The following is a 13,597-nucleotide window of genomic DNA, read 5'->3' as shown; positions in this document are numbered from 1 at the left end:
CTGCCGCACTATGACGTGCTGATCGTCGGCGGCGGGCATGGCGGCGCACAGGCGGCGATCGCGCTGCGCCAGCGCAACTTCGCCGGGACCATCGCCATCGTCGGCGACGAACCCGACCCGCCCTATGAACGCCCGCCGCTGTCGAAGGAGTATCTCGCCCGCGACAAGCCGTTCGAGCGCATCCTGATCCGCCCGCTTGCCTTCTGGACCGAACGGCAGGTCGATCTGCTGCTCAGACGGCGCGTGGTCCGCGTCGAAGCCGACGCGCACCGGGTCGAAACGGCCGATGGCGCGACGATCGGCTATGGCGTGCTGATCTGGGCGACCGGCGGCGCGCCGCGCCGGCTGACCTGCAGCGGCCACGACCTGCCCGGCGTCCATGCCGTGCGCACCCGCGCCGATGCCGATGCGATCATGGCCGAACTGGACACGGTCCGCCGCGTCTGCATCATCGGCGGCGGCTATATCGGGCTGGAGGCGGCGGCGGTCCTGATCAAGGCCGGCAAGCAGGTGACGTTGCTAGAGGCGCAGGACCGGCTGCTCGCCCGCGTCGCCGGTGCGCCGCTGTCCGCCTTCTACGCGTCCGAGCATCGCGCCGCCGGGGTCGATCTGCGCCTGAACGTCACCGTCGATTGTATCGAACCGGCCGATCGCGGCCTGTCGGTGCGCACCGCCGATGGCGAGACTTTTGCCTGCGACATGGTGATCGTCGGCATCGGCATCGTGCCCGCGGTCGAGCCGCTGCTGGCGGCGGGGGCCGCCGGCGGCAACGGCGTCGATGTCGACGACCGATGCCGCACCTCGCTCCCTGAAATCTTTGCGATCGGCGATTGCGCCGCCCACCCCAGCGCTTATGCCGATGGCGCGCGCTTGCGTGTCGAAAGCGTGCAGAATGCCAACGATCAGGCGGCGACCGTCGCCACGCTCCTGACCGACGGCACCGCGCCACCCTATGCCGCGCTGCCATGGTTCTGGTCGAACCAATATGATTTGCGCCTGCAGACGGTCGGCCTGTCGATCGGCCATGACGATCTGGTCGTGCGTGGCGACCGGGCGGCGCGGTCCTTCTCGATCGTCTATCTGCGCGCCGGCCGGGTGATCGCCCTCGACTGCGTCAACGCGACCAAGGACTATGTGCAAGGCCGCAAGCTGGTCGAACGTGGCGCCATTCCACCACGCGATGCGCTGGCCGATGCGGCTACTCCTCTGAAGGAACTGGCATGATGCCGACCCTGACCGTCACCACCCGCAGCGGCGAAACCCGCAGCATCGCCGCCGATCCCGACGCCAGCGTCATGCGCGCGATCCGCGACGCCGGCATCGACGAGATGTTGGCATCGTGCGGCGGCTGTTGCTCGTGCGCGACCTGCCACGTCTTTGTCGATCAACCGCAGTTGGATAGCCTGCCGCCAATGAGTGTCGACGAGGACGATCTGCTCGACATATCCGAGCATCGCACCGCGTGCTCGCGGCTGTCGTGTCAACTTCCGTCGCTGGACGGCCTGCGCGTCACCATTGCTCCGGAGGACTGAGCGACGCCATGACCGCCGATGCCGCAGCCGCGACGCCCGATCCCCGGACCCTCCTCGCCTGTCTCGGCGCGATGATGGGGGGATTGCGCAGCTATGTCTGTGGCGCGTTCTTACCGGCCTCGGCATCGGCGGCATGCTCGCGGCGACCAATGCCGCGAGGGCGGCCGCATCCTTGCCGGTACGCCGACGATCCGCGAGATCGACCTCGATCCGGTGATCGTCCATCCGGTCGGGCAGGGGCTCGTCGCGCTCGAGGCGCTGATCCTGACCGACCTTAATCGGCAACGACCGCCCGCTGCTCGATCCGCTCCAGCAGGTCGAGCAGCATCGCCTTCTCCGCCTTTGAGAAGCTGGCAAGCAGCCGTTCCTCATGCGCCTCGATCCGGCGGATACAGTCGTCGAGCATCGCCGATCCGGCGGGCGACATCGCCAGCGTGAAGGCGCGGCGGTCGGCCGGATCGTTCTCGCGCACGATCAGGCCGCTTTCGATCAGTTCGTTGATGAGTGGCACCATATTGGCGCGCTTGATGCCGAGCAGCCGCCCGATGGTCCCCTGGTTGATCCCCGGATTGTCCGCCACCACCGACAGGATGCCCATCGGGATCTGGCGGATGCCGGTCCCCTCCAGCGTGATCGCGAAATCGGTCGCGAACACGGCCGAGGCACGGCGGAGCCGATAGCCGACCAGCTGGCCGAGGGTCCGGATATGGGGCGTGGCTTCGCTCATGCGCGGGCGAAGCCATGTTCCACCGGCCGCGTCAAACCGGAATCGCATGCGGTCGCGCTGGCGGCCCGGAATGACCCGCACCTATCGCGGTTCGCTTCCCGCAAGACGGAAACGGCGCGGCGAAACGCCGGCATGGCGGGTGAAGAAGCGCGTGAAGTAAGCCGGATCGGCAAAGCCGGCATTATAGCCGACCTCTGCCACCGATAAATGGGTGTAGAGCAGGGCACGTTTGGCATCGAGCATCGCCCGTTCGTCGAGCATCGCGGCGGGCGACATGCCGGCGATCCGGGTGCAGGCGACGCGGAGACGGCTTTCGCTGGTGCCAAGCGCTGCGGCATGGACCGCGATCGGCTCGCGCAGGCGGAAGCGTTCGTCGATCCGCGCGCGATACCGCGCCACCAATGCGCCATGCTGGCCGGGTGGCGGCTGCGCTTCGCCCGGAACAGGGCCGGCAGCGCGTCGCGCCTCGACCAGGAAGGTCAGCAGCGCGGCATCGACGGCGGCGCGGTGTCCGGGTGCCGACCAGCCCAGTTCGCGCATCAGCATCCCGGCCGCCCCGTGTAACGCGGCCAGCGCGTCGCTGCCGAGCGGCACGACCTGTACCCGTGCGAACACGCCCGACAGTCCCGGATACCGACCGTCGAGCAGTGCAAGGTGACGGACCGACAGCGTGACCACCGACCCGACCGATGCCGGGTCCCATGAAAAGCCATGGACGATCCCCGCCGGTATCAACAGCAGCGCCGGTGCCGCGACGTCGAACCGGGCGTCCTCCGCGCGCATCGTGCCGCCCCCCCGATCGAGCACGAACGCCTGCACCAGATCGGCATGGGCGTGCGGCAGGATCGTCCATTCACTCGGCCGCGACCGGTCGTCGAGCCGTTCGGCATGGACGAAGCTTTCCTCGACCGATCGATGCGGCTCACCGTAGAGATAAAAGCGCGGGATCGAAGCGGCAGCCATCGCCCGAGCCTATCCATTGTCGAGCGGATCGTCCAATTTTTCGGTTAGGGCGTCCATCGCCATGGCGTGGGCGGGGCGGCACCATCGGCGGCGAAGGGGCGGATACGCCCATGGGAGAGGACGGATGCGGCACCGCACGCAGGTGGCGATCATTGGCGCAGGGCCGGCGGGCATGTTCCTCGCGCATCTGCTTCGCGCCGAAGGCATCGCCGCGACCGTCCTCGAACGTCGCGACCGGGCGTATGTCGAGGGGCGGGTACGCGCCGGGGTGCTCGAACAGGGCACCGTCGACTTGATGCAGCGGCTCGGCATCGCTGGCCGGCTGGAGCGCGAGGGGTTGATCCATGGCGGGACCAACGTGTCGCTCGACGGGCGGATGTTCCGCATCGACATGGCGGCGCTGACCGGGGGCGCGACCGTCACCGTCTATGGCCAGCAGGAAGTGATGCGCGACCTGTTCGACGCCGGCGAGGCGCGCGGGATCGACATTCGGTGGAATGCGGCAGAGGTGACGCTGTCCGACCTCGACGGCGCCCGACCGGTGGTGACGTGGCGCGACGCTGCGGGGGCGCAGTGGCTCGACTGTGATTTCGTGGTCGGGTGCGACGGCTATCATGGGGTCAGCCGTGCGGCGATCCCGGCTGATGTGTTGCGGACGTTCGAACGCGTCTATCCGTTCGGCTGGCTGGGCGTGCTGGCCGACGTACCGCCTGCCGAGCATGAACTGGTCTACGCCAATCACGAACGCGGCTTCGCGCTCGCTTCGATGCGATCGGCGACGCGCAGCCGCTATTATATCCAGTGCGGTCTCGACGACGATATCGCCGACTGGTCCGACGACCGCTTCTGGGACGAACTCTGCGTGCGGCTGGGGCCGGAGACGGCAGCGAAGGTCACCCGGGGGCCGTCGTTCGAAAAGTCGATCGCCCCGCTACGCTCGTTCGTCGCCGAGCCGATGCGCTGGGGGCGGCTGTTCCTTGCCGGCGACGCCGCGCATATCGTGCCACCGACCGGTGCCAAGGGGATGAACCTCGCCGTGTCCGACGTGACGATGCTGGGCGAGGCGCTGACCGAACATTATCGCGATCACAGCGACGCCGGCATCGACGGCTATTCGGCGCGGGCGCTGGCGCGGGTGTGGAAGGCGGAGCGGTTTTCGTGGTGGTTCACCTCGGTCACCCACCGTTTTCCGACGATGGATGGCTTCGACCGACGCATCCAGATGGCGGAACTCGATTATCTGCGCGGCTCGCCGGCCGCGCAACTTACCCTGGCCGAGAATTATGTCGGCCTACCGTTGGAGGCGGTATGAAGCGCAAGATCTACGACAGCCCATCAGCGGCGCTGGATGGTTTGTTGTTCGACGGGATGACGATCATGTCGGGCGGGTTCGGGCTGTCGGGCAATCCCGAGAGCCTGATTCCCGAGATCCGGGCGAGCGGCGTGAAGCGGCTGACCGTCATCTCGAACAACGCCGGGGCCGATGGCTTCGGCCTGTGGATGCTGCTGGAAAGCCGGCAGGTCGCGAAGATGATCTCCAGCTATGTCGGCGAGAACAAGCTGTTCGAACAGCAATATCTGTCGGGCGAGCTGGAGCTGGAACTCAACCCGCAGGGGACGCTCGCCGAACGTATCCGGGCGGGTGGCGCGGGCATACCCGCCTTCTACACCAGGACCGGCGTCGGCACCGTGGTGGCCGAGGGCAAGCCGGTCGAGACGTTCGAGGGCGAGGAATATGTTCGCGAGACATGGCTGCGCGCCGACCTGTCGATCGTGAAGGCGTGGAAGGCCGATCCGGCCGGTAATCTGATGTTCCGCAAGACCGCGCGCAACTTCAATCCTAATATGGCGACGGCGGGCAAGGTCACGGTGGCGGAGGTCGAGGAGATCGTACCCGAAGGCAGCTTCGACCCCGACTGCATCCACACGCCCGGCATCTATGTCGATCGCATCGTCAAAAGCACGATCAACGAGAAGCGGATCGAGAAGCTGACGACCCGCAGCCGGGAGAATGGATGATGGCCTGGACCCGCGACGAAATGGCGGCGCGTGCCGCACGCGAATTGCAGGACGGTTTCTACGTCAATCTCGGCATTGGCATCCCGACCCTGGTCGCCAATTACGTGCCGGAAGGGATTGAGGTCACGCTCCAGTCGGAAAACGGCATGCTCGGCATCGGGCCGTTCCCCTATGCGGGCGAAGCGGACCCCGACCTTATCAACGCCGGCAAGCAGACGATTACCGCGCTGCCGACCTCCAGCTTCTTTTCCAGCGCCGACAGCTTCGCGATGATCCGGGGCGGCCATATCGACATGGCGATCCTCGGCGCGATGGAAGTCGCGGCGAATGGCGACCTCGCCAACTGGACGATTCCGGGCAAGATGGTGAAGGGCATGGGCGGGGCGATGGACCTCGTCGCCGGGGTACGCCGGGTGGTCGTGGTGATGGACCATGTGTCGAAGCATGGCGATCCGAAGATCCTGCCCGCCTGCACGCTGCCGTTGACCGGCAAGGCGTGCGTCGACCTGATCATCACCGACCTTGCCGTCATCGCCTGCGACAAGCCCGGGCTGCGGCTGATCGAATGCGCGCCCGGCGTCACCGCCGACGAAGTGCGGGCGAAGACCGGCGCGGAGCTGGCGGCATGAGCTACGCCCGCGAAGATGCCGGCGCGCCCCCGTCGCTATTCCCCGATTACGGATCGACCCGCACCCGTGCGCCGCTGCAGCCGCCGTTGCGCGTGCCGCAGACCCGGACCGAGACGACCGGCCCGGCGGGTTGGGACCGGCTGATGGGGCCGTCGCTCGCCGATCTGACGACCCAGCATGGCGGCGTGCCACAGGGGCAGCGGATCATCGTCACCGGCCGTGTGCTCGACGAAGATGGTCGCGCAGTGCCCGACACGGTCATGGAAATCTGGCAGGCCAATGCCGCCGGACGCTATATCCATGGCAAGGACCAGTGGGACGCGCCACACGATCCGAACTTCACCGGCGCAGGACGCGTCGTGACCGATGCCGAGGGACGCTATCGCTTCGTCACGGTCCGCCCGGGGGCCTATCCCTGGGGTAACCACCGCAATGCGTGGCGGCCGGCGCATATCCATCTGTCGCTGCTGGGACCCGCTTTCGCGACGCGGCTGGTGACGCAGCTCTATTTCCCCGACGATCCGCTGATCGAGATCGACCCGATCGCGAATGCGGTACCGATGCCCTACCGGCAGCGCATGGTGGCGCGGTTCGACATGGACGTGACCGAGCCGAATTGGGCGCTCGGCTATCGCTTCGACGTGGTGTTGAAAGGGCGCGAGCAGACGCCGTTCGAGGAGGACGACCATGACCATTGACGTCGCCGACCGACGCCCGGAACCGCGCGTCGACAATCAGGACCCGGCGCTGTTCGGGCAGACGCCCAGCCAGACCGTCGGCCCGTTCTTCCATTACGGCCTGCCATGGAAGGGCGGCGCCGATCTGGTCGGGCAATCCGACATGGGCGCGCGCCCCGAACTGTTTCCCGAGGCGCATTATGTACTGAACCAGTCGTCGCCGACCGGCACGCCCGTGGGAGCGGTGATCGAACTGACCGGCCGGGTGCTGGACGGGCAGGGCGCACCCGTTCCCGATGCGATGATCGAGATCTGGCAGGCCGATGCCGCCGGTCGTTATGCGGGCGAGCCGGGCAGCGACCCACATTTCGTCGGCTTCGGCCGGGCGGCGACCGCCGAGGATGGTAGTTACCGGTTCCGTACGATATTACCCGGCGCCATCGGAGCCGGTCATGCGCCGCATGTCGCGCTGTCGGTTTTCGGACGCGGCCTCATCAAACGGTTGGCGACGCGGCTGTATTTCGATGGGCAGGCGGGCAACGAAGCCGACCCGGTCCTGTCGGCGGTTCCGGTGGAACGCCGCGCGACGCTGATCGCGACCGCATCGGGCGACGGCGTCTGGACGCTCGACATCGCGTTGCAGGGAGAGCGGGAAACCGTGTTCTTCGACCTGTGAGCGACCTGTTGCGCATCCGGCCCGCCGCGACGGACGACATGATCGCGGTGTTCGACGATGCAGCGACGATCGCGCATGGCTGCGCCTTCGAGGTCGCGCTGGCACGGGCGCAGGCGGCGTGCGGCGTGATCGCGCCCGACCTTGCCGACGCGATCTCAGCAGGCGTCGACCCGGCGCGGATCGACCCCGCCGCATTGGCGGAGGAAGCGGCGCTCGCCGGTACGCTGGCGATCCCTTTGGTCGCGCGGTTGCGGGCGATGGTCGGCGGCGAGGCGGGGCAGGCGCTGCACCGGGGTGCGACCAGTCAGGATGTCGCCGACACGGTGCTGATGCTGCAGGCGCGGGAGGCGCATCGCCTGTTGGTCGTCGACGCCCGGCGCGTCGTCGATGCGCTGGCGATGCACGCGCGGGCGCATGCCGAGCGGCGGGCGATCGGGCGCACGCTGTTGCAGGACGCGATGCCGCTCGCCTTCGGCCTGCGGCTGGCCCACGCCGCGCGGGGGATTGGCGATGCGCTGGCGATGCTCGATACGGCGGTCGCCGCCCATGCGGTCATGCAACTGGGCGGCGCGGCGGGCACGCGCGCGGGGATGGATGGCAAGGGCGTGGCGGTCGCCGCGCACCTCGCCGACGCGCTCGGACTGGGGCGCTCGGCGCCATGGCATGCCCGGCGGACCGGTATCGCCGCGATCGGCGTGGCGCTCGGCATCCTGATCGGCGCACTCGGCAAGTTTGCGCGCGACGTTAGCTTGCTGGCGCAGAACGGGTTAGGCGAGGCGCGCGAGCCGTTGATCGCCGGGCGCGGCGGATCGTCGGCCATGGCGCACAAGCGCAATCCCACCGGTTGTCAGGTCGCACTATCGGCGGCGACGCGCGCGCCGGGCCTCGTCGCATCGCTGCTCGGTGGATTGCCGCATGAACTGGAGCGCGGTCTCGGCGGCTGGCAGGCGGAGGGCCCGGTGCTTGCCGATCTGTTCCTGCTCGCCAGCGGCAGCGCCGCCGTGCTGGCGGTCGTCGCGGAGGGGCTAGAAATCGACGCGGATGCCATCGCGCGCAACCTCGCGGCCGCCGGGGTCGGCGACGATATCGGCGAAAGCGCGGCGATCCTTGCCGAACTGCTCGATGGATTGGAGGACTGACGCCATGGCTATCACCCTTCGCGACGGCGTGCGTCTGCATTGGCGGATCGAGGGCGCAGCGGATCGTCCGGTGCTGGTGCTGCTCAATTCGATCGGCACCGACCTGTCGCTATGGGATCGCACCGTCCCGCTGTTGCTTCCGGCGTTCCGGTTGCTGCGCATCGACACGCGCGGTGCCGGCGGCTCGGACGCTCCCGATGGCGACTATAGCCTGAACATGCTCGCCGACGACGTCGCGGCGATCCTCGACGATGCGGGGGTCGCGCAGGCTGTGATAGCGGGGGTGTCGCTCGGCGGCATGGTCGCGATGCAGCTGGCACTCGACCATCCCGGGCGGGTGACCGCACTGGCGCTGATCTGCACCTCGGCGACGATGGATCCGACTGCCTGGGCCGCGCGGATCGACACCGTCCGCAGCGACGGTACGGCGGCCATTGCCGACATGGCGGTCGGACGCTTCCTGTCGGCCGGCTTCGCGAAACGCCACCCGGAGATTGCCGACACCCTGCGCGACGGCATCGCGCGCCAGGCCGATGCCGGCTATGCCGGGGCCGGTGCGGCGATCCGCGACATGGCGCTGTTCGACCGCCTCGCCGCCATCGCCGTGCCGACGCTGGTGGTGACCGCGACCCTCGACGTTTCGACTCCCTATGCCGGGCATGGCGAGCATCTGATGACAATCCCCGGTGCGCGTCACATCAGTGTCGACGGCGCGCATCTGCCGCCGATCGAGGCGCCTGCCGCACTGGCGACGGCACTGCGAGGCTTCCTGTGCGCCGATGCGGCTGCAGCACAGGCCGCCGACACGTTGTTCGACGCGGGTCTCGTCAACCGCCGCCGCGTGCTGGGCGATGCATGGGTCGACGCCAGCCTCGCGCAGCGCACGGACTTCACCGCCGATTTTCAGGCGATGATCACTCGCATCGCGTGGGGCGAGATCTGGGGGCGGCCGGGCCTCGACGACCGCACCCGGCGCCTGCTCGTCCTCGCCATCACCTGTGCGCTCGGCCGCTGGGAGGAATTCGCCCTCCACGTCCGCTCGGGGTTGTCGCAGGGCGGTTTCACCACCGACGAACTCAAGGAGGTGCTGATGCAGACCGCCATCTATGCCGGGGTCCCCGCCGCCAACACCGGTTTTGGTGAAGCCCGGAAGATCATTACCCGCATCGAACAGGAACCCTGATGCCCGACGCCTATATTTGCGACGCAATCCGTACGCCCATTGGCCGCCTCAACGGATCGCTGTCCTCCATCCGTGCCGACGACCTCGCCGCGATTCCGCTGCGTGCGCTGATGGAGCGGAATCCGGACGTCGACTGGGACGCCGTCGACGACGTGCTGCTCGGTTGCGCCAACCAGGCGGGCGAGGACAATCGCAACGTCGCGCGCATGGCGGTGCTGCTCGCCGGCCTGCCCGATACGGTGCCGGGCGGAACGATCAACCGGCTGTGCGGATCGGGACTGAATGCGGTCGGCAGCGCGGGCCAGGCGATCCGCAGCGGCGACGCCGGTCTGCTGATCGCGGGCGGGGTCGAGAGCATGACCCGTGCGCCGTTCGTGATGGGGAAGGCGAACAGCGCCTTCGACCGTAGCCAGAAGATCGAGGATACGACGCTCGGCTGGCGGTTCGTCAATCCGGCGATGCAGGCGGCGTACGGCGTCGACACCATGCCGCAGACGGCGGAAAACGTCGCCGACGACTGGCAGGTCAGCCGCGCGGACCAGGACGCCTTTGCGCTCGCCAGTCAGCAAAAGGCCGCCGCCGCCATCGCCAGCGGCCGCATGGCTGCAGAGATCGTGCCGGTTACCGTGCCCCAGAGGAAGGGCGATCCCATCGTCTTCGCGCAGGACGAACATCCGCGCGCGACCAGCCTCGACGCGCTGGCGAAGCTCAAGTCGGTGGTCCGCGCCGACGGCACGGTGACCGCGGGCAACGCATCGGGTCTGAACGACGGCGCCGCGGCGATGCTGATCGCGTCGGAAGCGGCGGCGGCCCGGCACGGCCTGACCCCGCGGGCGCGCATCCTCGGCATGGCGTCCGCCGGCATCGCGCCGCGCATCATGGGCGCGGGACCGATCGAGGCGGCGCGCAAGCTCACCCGCATCACCGGCATCGGTCTCGACCAGCTCGACGTCATCGAACTCAACGAGGCCTTCGCGTCGCAGGCGATCGCGACGCTGCGCGACCTGGGCATCGCCACCGACGATCCCCGCGTGAACCGCAACGGCGGCGCCATCGCGCTCGGCCATCCGCTCGGCATGTCGGGCGCGCGCATCGCCATGACGGCGGTAGAGGAACTCCACCGCACCGGCGGCCGCTATGCCATGGCCTTCATGTGCATCGGCGTCGGACAGGGTATCGCGCTGATGCTCGAACGGGCCGGATGACCCGACCGGTTGCCACGCTATTCGGACGCTGGCGATCAAGCAAGCGTCGGGTCGTCACGAAGGGAGGTGCGGCGACACGGTCGCTGATCGTGTACGATCCCGAAGCCATGAACCGAACCGACGAAACATCTTGAACTGCGGTTAGGCATGGAGCGGGTGAAGGGAATCGAACCCTCGTCGTAAGCTTGGGAAGCTTCTGCTCTACCATTGAGCTACACCCGCTCGGGCCCTCCGCAATTACCCTGCCGCGCCGCGCTGTCAAGTCGGCAGCAGCAGCGAGGCATCGCCATAGGAATAGAAGCGATATTCCTGTGCGACGGCGTGGGCGTAGGCCGCCTGCATCCGTTCGCGCCCCATCAAGGCCGATACCAGCATGAACAAGGTCGATTTGGGGAGGTGGAAGTTGGTCATCAGGCCGTCAATGCCACGGAAACGGTAACCGGGCGTGATGAAGATCGCGGTGTCGCCTTCGAACGGCTGGACCTGTCCGGCGGCGTCGCAGGCGCTTTCGATCAGTCGCAGGCTGGTGGTGCCGACCGCGATCACCCGGCCGCCGGCGGCGCGGACGGCGTTGAGGCGCCCGGCGGTCGCGGCGTCGATGCGGCCCCATTCGGCGTGCATCCGGTGGTCGTCGGTATCCTCCGCCTTGACCGGCAGGAAGGTGCCCGCGCCGACATGCAGCGTCAGCGTCGCATGGCTGATCCCGGCGGCTTCCAGCGCCGCCATCAGTTCGGGCGTGAAGTGCAGCGCGGCAGTGGGGGCGGCGACGGCGCCGGCTTCGCGCGCGAACAGCGTCTGGTAATCCTCGGCATCGCGCGCATCGGCACCGCCGCGCTTCGCGGCGATATAGGGCGGCAGCGGCATGCGCCCGGCGCGCTCCAGCAGCAGTTCGACCGGTTCGTCGCCGGCGAAGTCGAGCGCGAAGCTGCCATCCTCGCCTCGGTCGCCCGCGATCGCGGTCACGCCCGCGCCGAAATCGATCGTGTCGCCGTCGCGCAGCCGCCGGCCGTTACGGACGAAGGCACGCCAGCGCCGCGGTCCTTCGCGCTTGTGCAGCGTCGCGCCGATGGTCGCATCGCCGCGACGTCCCTCCAGTTGGGCGGGAATGACGCGGGTGTCGTTGAACACCAGCAGATCGCCCGGCCGCAGACAGGCGGGCAGGTCGCGCACGCCGCGATCGAGCGTGGCGTCGCCATCCAGCACCAGCATCCGCGCCGCATCGCGCGGGGTGGCGGGGCGCAGCGCGATCCGGTCGGTGGGCAGCTCGAAATCGAACAGGTCGACGTGCATCGGACGCGAACTATGGCCGGATGTTAGCGGGCGGGCTTGGGCTGGACCCGCTTCGGTGCAGCGGCAGCGGGCCTGGCGCGCGGCGCGGTGGCAGGCAGCGGTGCGACCGTTTCGGGCAGCGCAACCGGTGCTTCCGGCTGATAGGGCGGGGGATTGTCGCTGGCGACATAGGCGTGGACGATGCGCGACGGATTGGCCGGCGGCTCGCCCTTCTCGATCGCGTCGACATATTGCATGCCGTCGATCACCCGCCCGAACACGGTGTACTTCTTGTCGAGCGCAAGACGCGGGGCGAGCATGATGTAGAACTGGCTGTTCGCGCTGTTCTCGTCATTGGCGCGTGCCGCCGCCACCGCGCCGCGGACGTGCGGCAGATAGTTGAATTCCTTCTCGACGTTCGGCAGCTTCGACCCGCCGGTGCCGTCGCCATCGGGATCGCCGCCCTGCGCCATGAAGCCGTCGATCACCCGGTGGAAGGTCAGGCCGTCATAGAATTTCTCGCGCGTCAGCGTCTTGATCCGCGCCACCATCTTGGGCGCGACATCGGGACGCAGCCAGATCGTCACCCGCCCGCCGGTCGACAGGTCGAGAATCCACAGGTTGCGCGTGTCGGTGGTCGATGGCGGCGGGGCGCGTCCCGGCACGTCCATGACCTGCGCCATGGCAGGCAGCGCGAACAGCGAGGCGAGAAAGGCGAACAGAAGGGCGATACGACGCATGGAGTTCCCGAAACACGCGAGGGATATGGGGTCAGGCAGCGGCGCATAGACCATGTCGTCGCTTGCGCCAATCTGAACATCGATACGCCGCTATGGTGCGGTTTCGGCAAAAGGGATTGGCAAACGGTCGAACGCCCGGCTATCACCCCCTGCGACTGGACGGAGAACCGATCGGTCCGGCGTCGCTTCCACGAAGGCGACCGGAGAGGGGCAGGGCGCGAATGCGCCCGACGACAAGGGCTGTTGAATGGCGACTGACGACGATCAGCACGTACCCGCAGGCGGCGCGACCGCGCTGGACGGCGGGCCGGACAACCCCCGCAGGCGCGACTATCTGTCGATCGGCGCGGTGGCATTTGCCGGGGTCGGCGCGGGCGTGATCGCGCTGCCGCTCATCAACCAGATGTCGCCCGCCGCCGATACGCTGGCGCTGTCGACGACGGAGATCGACCTGTCGGCGATCGAGCCGGGACAGGCGATCAAGGCGACGTTCCGCAAACAGCCGCTGTTCGTTCGCAACCTGACGCCCAAGGAAATCGCCGAGGCCGATGCGGTGCCCTTAAGCGACCTGCGCGATCCGCAGACGCTGGAAGAGCGGACCAAGACCGGCAAGAACAACTGGCTGATCACGCTGGGCGTCTGCACCCATCTCGGCTGCGTGCCGCTGGGCGCCGGCGAGGGCGAGAACAAGGGCCCGTTCGGCGGCTATTTCTGCCCGTGCCATGGTTCGGCCTATGACACCGCCGGGCGCATCCGCTCGGGTCCGGCGCCGCAGAACCTGCACGTTCCCGAATACGCATTCACGTCCGACACCGTCGTGACCGTCGGCTGAGGAGAG

The 13,597-nt window shown here is 68.2% G+C and carries 15 protein-coding genes and 1 tRNA gene; 11 read left to right on the top strand and 5 right to left on the bottom strand.

What is annotated here, in order from left to right; genetic code table 11:
- Complete coding sequence (locus MF607_RS15740) at positions 1-1,224, top strand: NAD(P)/FAD-dependent oxidoreductase (RefSeq protein ID WP_242120735.1); 1,224 nt, start codon at positions 1-3, stop codon at positions 1,222-1,224.
- Complete coding sequence (locus tag MF607_RS15735; protein ID WP_242120733.1) at positions 1,224-1,532, top strand: 2Fe-2S iron-sulfur cluster-binding protein; 309 nt, start codon at positions 1,224-1,226, stop codon at positions 1,530-1,532. Before MF607_RS15740 ends, MF607_RS15735 begins: the two co-directional genes overlap by 1 nt.
- Positions 1,533-1,806: 274 nt before the next feature.
- Here MF607_RS15735 and MF607_RS15730 read toward each other — a convergent pair whose 3' ends face one another.
- Together MF607_RS15730 and MF607_RS15725 are read right to left on the bottom strand one after the other, a co-directional pair.
- Positions 1,807-2,259, bottom strand: a complete 453-nt coding sequence (locus MF607_RS15730; RefSeq protein ID WP_242120492.1) for a MarR family winged helix-turn-helix transcriptional regulator — start codon at positions 2,257-2,259, stop codon at positions 1,807-1,809.
- An 81-nt stretch (positions 2,260-2,340) separates the two neighbouring features.
- The gene (locus tag MF607_RS15725; protein ID WP_242120490.1) at positions 2,341-3,222 is read right to left on the bottom strand and encodes a helix-turn-helix domain-containing protein; all 882 of its coding nucleotides are present in this window, start codon (positions 3,220-3,222) and stop codon (positions 2,341-2,343) included.
- 124 nt (positions 3,223-3,346) lie between these two features.
- Between MF607_RS15725 and pobA the strand changes: the two genes are divergently transcribed.
- From pobA to pcaF, 8 genes are read left to right on the top strand one after another with little or no spacing between them, the layout of a single operon-like run.
- On the top strand, positions 3,347-4,534 hold the full coding sequence (gene pobA, locus MF607_RS15720) for a 4-hydroxybenzoate 3-monooxygenase (protein WP_242120489.1): 1,188 nt from the start codon (positions 3,347-3,349) through the stop codon (positions 4,532-4,534).
- Positions 4,531-5,241, top strand: coding sequence for a CoA transferase subunit A (locus MF607_RS15715; RefSeq protein ID WP_242120487.1), 711 nt, complete (start codon positions 4,531-4,533; stop codon positions 5,239-5,241). The genes pobA and MF607_RS15715 overlap by 4 nt, the downstream gene beginning before the upstream one ends.
- Positions 5,241-5,870 (top strand): 3-oxoacid CoA-transferase subunit B, encoded by a 630-nt coding sequence (locus tag MF607_RS15710; protein WP_242120731.1) that lies wholly within the window; start codon positions 5,241-5,243, stop codon positions 5,868-5,870. The genes MF607_RS15715 and MF607_RS15710 overlap by 1 nt, the downstream gene beginning before the upstream one ends.
- Positions 5,867-6,568, top strand: coding sequence for a protocatechuate 3,4-dioxygenase subunit beta (pcaH, locus tag MF607_RS15705; protein WP_242120485.1), 702 nt, complete (start codon positions 5,867-5,869; stop codon positions 6,566-6,568). The genes MF607_RS15710 and pcaH overlap by 4 nt, the downstream gene beginning before the upstream one ends.
- Complete coding sequence (pcaG, locus tag MF607_RS15700; protein ID WP_242120483.1) at positions 6,558-7,223, top strand: protocatechuate 3,4-dioxygenase subunit alpha; 666 nt, start codon at positions 6,558-6,560, stop codon at positions 7,221-7,223. Before pcaH ends, pcaG begins: the two co-directional genes overlap by 11 nt.
- Complete coding sequence (locus tag MF607_RS15695) at positions 7,220-8,362, top strand: lyase family protein (RefSeq protein ID WP_242120481.1); 1,143 nt, start codon at positions 7,220-7,222, stop codon at positions 8,360-8,362. The genes pcaG and MF607_RS15695 overlap by 4 nt, the downstream gene beginning before the upstream one ends.
- 4 nt (positions 8,363-8,366) lie before the next feature.
- Complete coding sequence (pcaDC, locus tag MF607_RS15690) at positions 8,367-9,545, top strand: bifunctional 3-oxoadipate enol-lactonase/4-carboxymuconolactone decarboxylase PcaDC (RefSeq protein WP_242120479.1); 1,179 nt, start codon at positions 8,367-8,369, stop codon at positions 9,543-9,545.
- The gene (pcaF, locus tag MF607_RS15685) at positions 9,545-10,750 is read left to right on the top strand and encodes a 3-oxoadipyl-CoA thiolase (RefSeq protein WP_242120477.1); all 1,206 of its coding nucleotides are present in this window, start codon (positions 9,545-9,547) and stop codon (positions 10,748-10,750) included. The genes pcaDC and pcaF overlap by 1 nt, the downstream gene beginning before the upstream one ends.
- A gap of 148 nt (positions 10,751-10,898) precedes the next feature.
- Here pcaF and MF607_RS15680 read toward each other — a convergent pair.
- The 3 genes from MF607_RS15680 to MF607_RS15670 form a co-directional block, all read right to left on the bottom strand.
- Positions 10,899-10,972 (bottom strand) — tRNA-Gly (locus MF607_RS15680).
- Between the two features lie 36 nt (positions 10,973-11,008).
- Entirely contained in the window at positions 11,009-12,040 is a 1,032-nt protein-coding gene (gene queA / locus MF607_RS15675; RefSeq protein WP_242120475.1) for a tRNA preQ1(34) S-adenosylmethionine ribosyltransferase-isomerase QueA, read from the bottom strand.
- Between the two features lie 23 nt (positions 12,041-12,063).
- Positions 12,064-12,759, bottom strand: coding sequence for a peptidylprolyl isomerase (locus tag MF607_RS15670; protein WP_242120473.1), 696 nt, complete (start codon positions 12,757-12,759; stop codon positions 12,064-12,066).
- Positions 12,760-13,006: 247 nt separating this feature from the next.
- On the opposite strand from MF607_RS15670, the gene petA reads away from it, so the two are divergent.
- Positions 13,007-13,591, top strand: coding sequence for a ubiquinol-cytochrome c reductase iron-sulfur subunit (petA, locus tag MF607_RS15665; protein WP_242120471.1), 585 nt, complete (start codon positions 13,007-13,009; stop codon positions 13,589-13,591).
- Positions 13,592-13,597: the final 6 nt, after the last annotated feature.

Origin of the sequence: Sphingomonas lacusdianchii (assembly GCF_022664395.1) — a bacterium.
GTDB classification, from domain to species: domain Bacteria; phylum Pseudomonadota; class Alphaproteobacteria; order Sphingomonadales; family Sphingomonadaceae; genus Sphingomonas; species Sphingomonas lacusdianchii.
This window is presented reverse-complemented; position numbering and strand designations above follow the sequence as displayed.

Bases quoted from the DNA above. Each gene is read 5' to 3' on its own strand.
- MF607_RS15670 (WP_242120473.1), bottom strand. From the start codon at position 12,759: ATGCGTCGTATCGCCCTTCTGTTCGCCTTTCTCGCCTCGCTGTTCGCG.
- MF607_RS15710 (WP_242120731.1), top strand. From the start codon at position 5,241: ATGGCCTGGACCCGCGACGAAATGGCGGCGCGTGCCGCACGCGAATTG.
- MF607_RS15730 (WP_242120492.1), bottom strand. From the start codon at position 2,259: ATGAGCGAAGCCACGCCCCATATCCGGACCCTCGGCCAGCTGGTCGGC.
- pcaDC (WP_242120479.1), top strand. From the start codon at position 8,367: ATGGCTATCACCCTTCGCGACGGCGTGCGTCTGCATTGGCGGATCGAG.
- MF607_RS15715 (WP_242120487.1), top strand. From the start codon at position 4,531: ATGAAGCGCAAGATCTACGACAGCCCATCAGCGGCGCTGGATGGTTTG.
- MF607_RS15735 (WP_242120733.1), top strand. From the start codon at position 1,224: ATGCCGACCCTGACCGTCACCACCCGCAGCGGCGAAACCCGCAGCATC.
- petA (WP_242120471.1), top strand. From the start codon at position 13,007: ATGGCGACTGACGACGATCAGCACGTACCCGCAGGCGGCGCGACCGCG.
- pcaH (WP_242120485.1), top strand. From the start codon at position 5,867: ATGAGCTACGCCCGCGAAGATGCCGGCGCGCCCCCGTCGCTATTCCCC.
- pobA (WP_242120489.1), top strand. From the start codon at position 3,347: ATGCGGCACCGCACGCAGGTGGCGATCATTGGCGCAGGGCCGGCGGGC.
- pcaG (WP_242120483.1), top strand. From the start codon at position 6,558: ATGACCATTGACGTCGCCGACCGACGCCCGGAACCGCGCGTCGACAAT.
- pcaF (WP_242120477.1), top strand. From the start codon at position 9,545: ATGCCCGACGCCTATATTTGCGACGCAATCCGTACGCCCATTGGCCGC.
- MF607_RS15725 (WP_242120490.1), bottom strand. From the start codon at position 3,222: ATGGCTGCCGCTTCGATCCCGCGCTTTTATCTCTACGGTGAGCCGCAT.
- queA (WP_242120475.1), bottom strand. From the start codon at position 12,040: ATGCACGTCGACCTGTTCGATTTCGAGCTGCCCACCGACCGGATCGCG.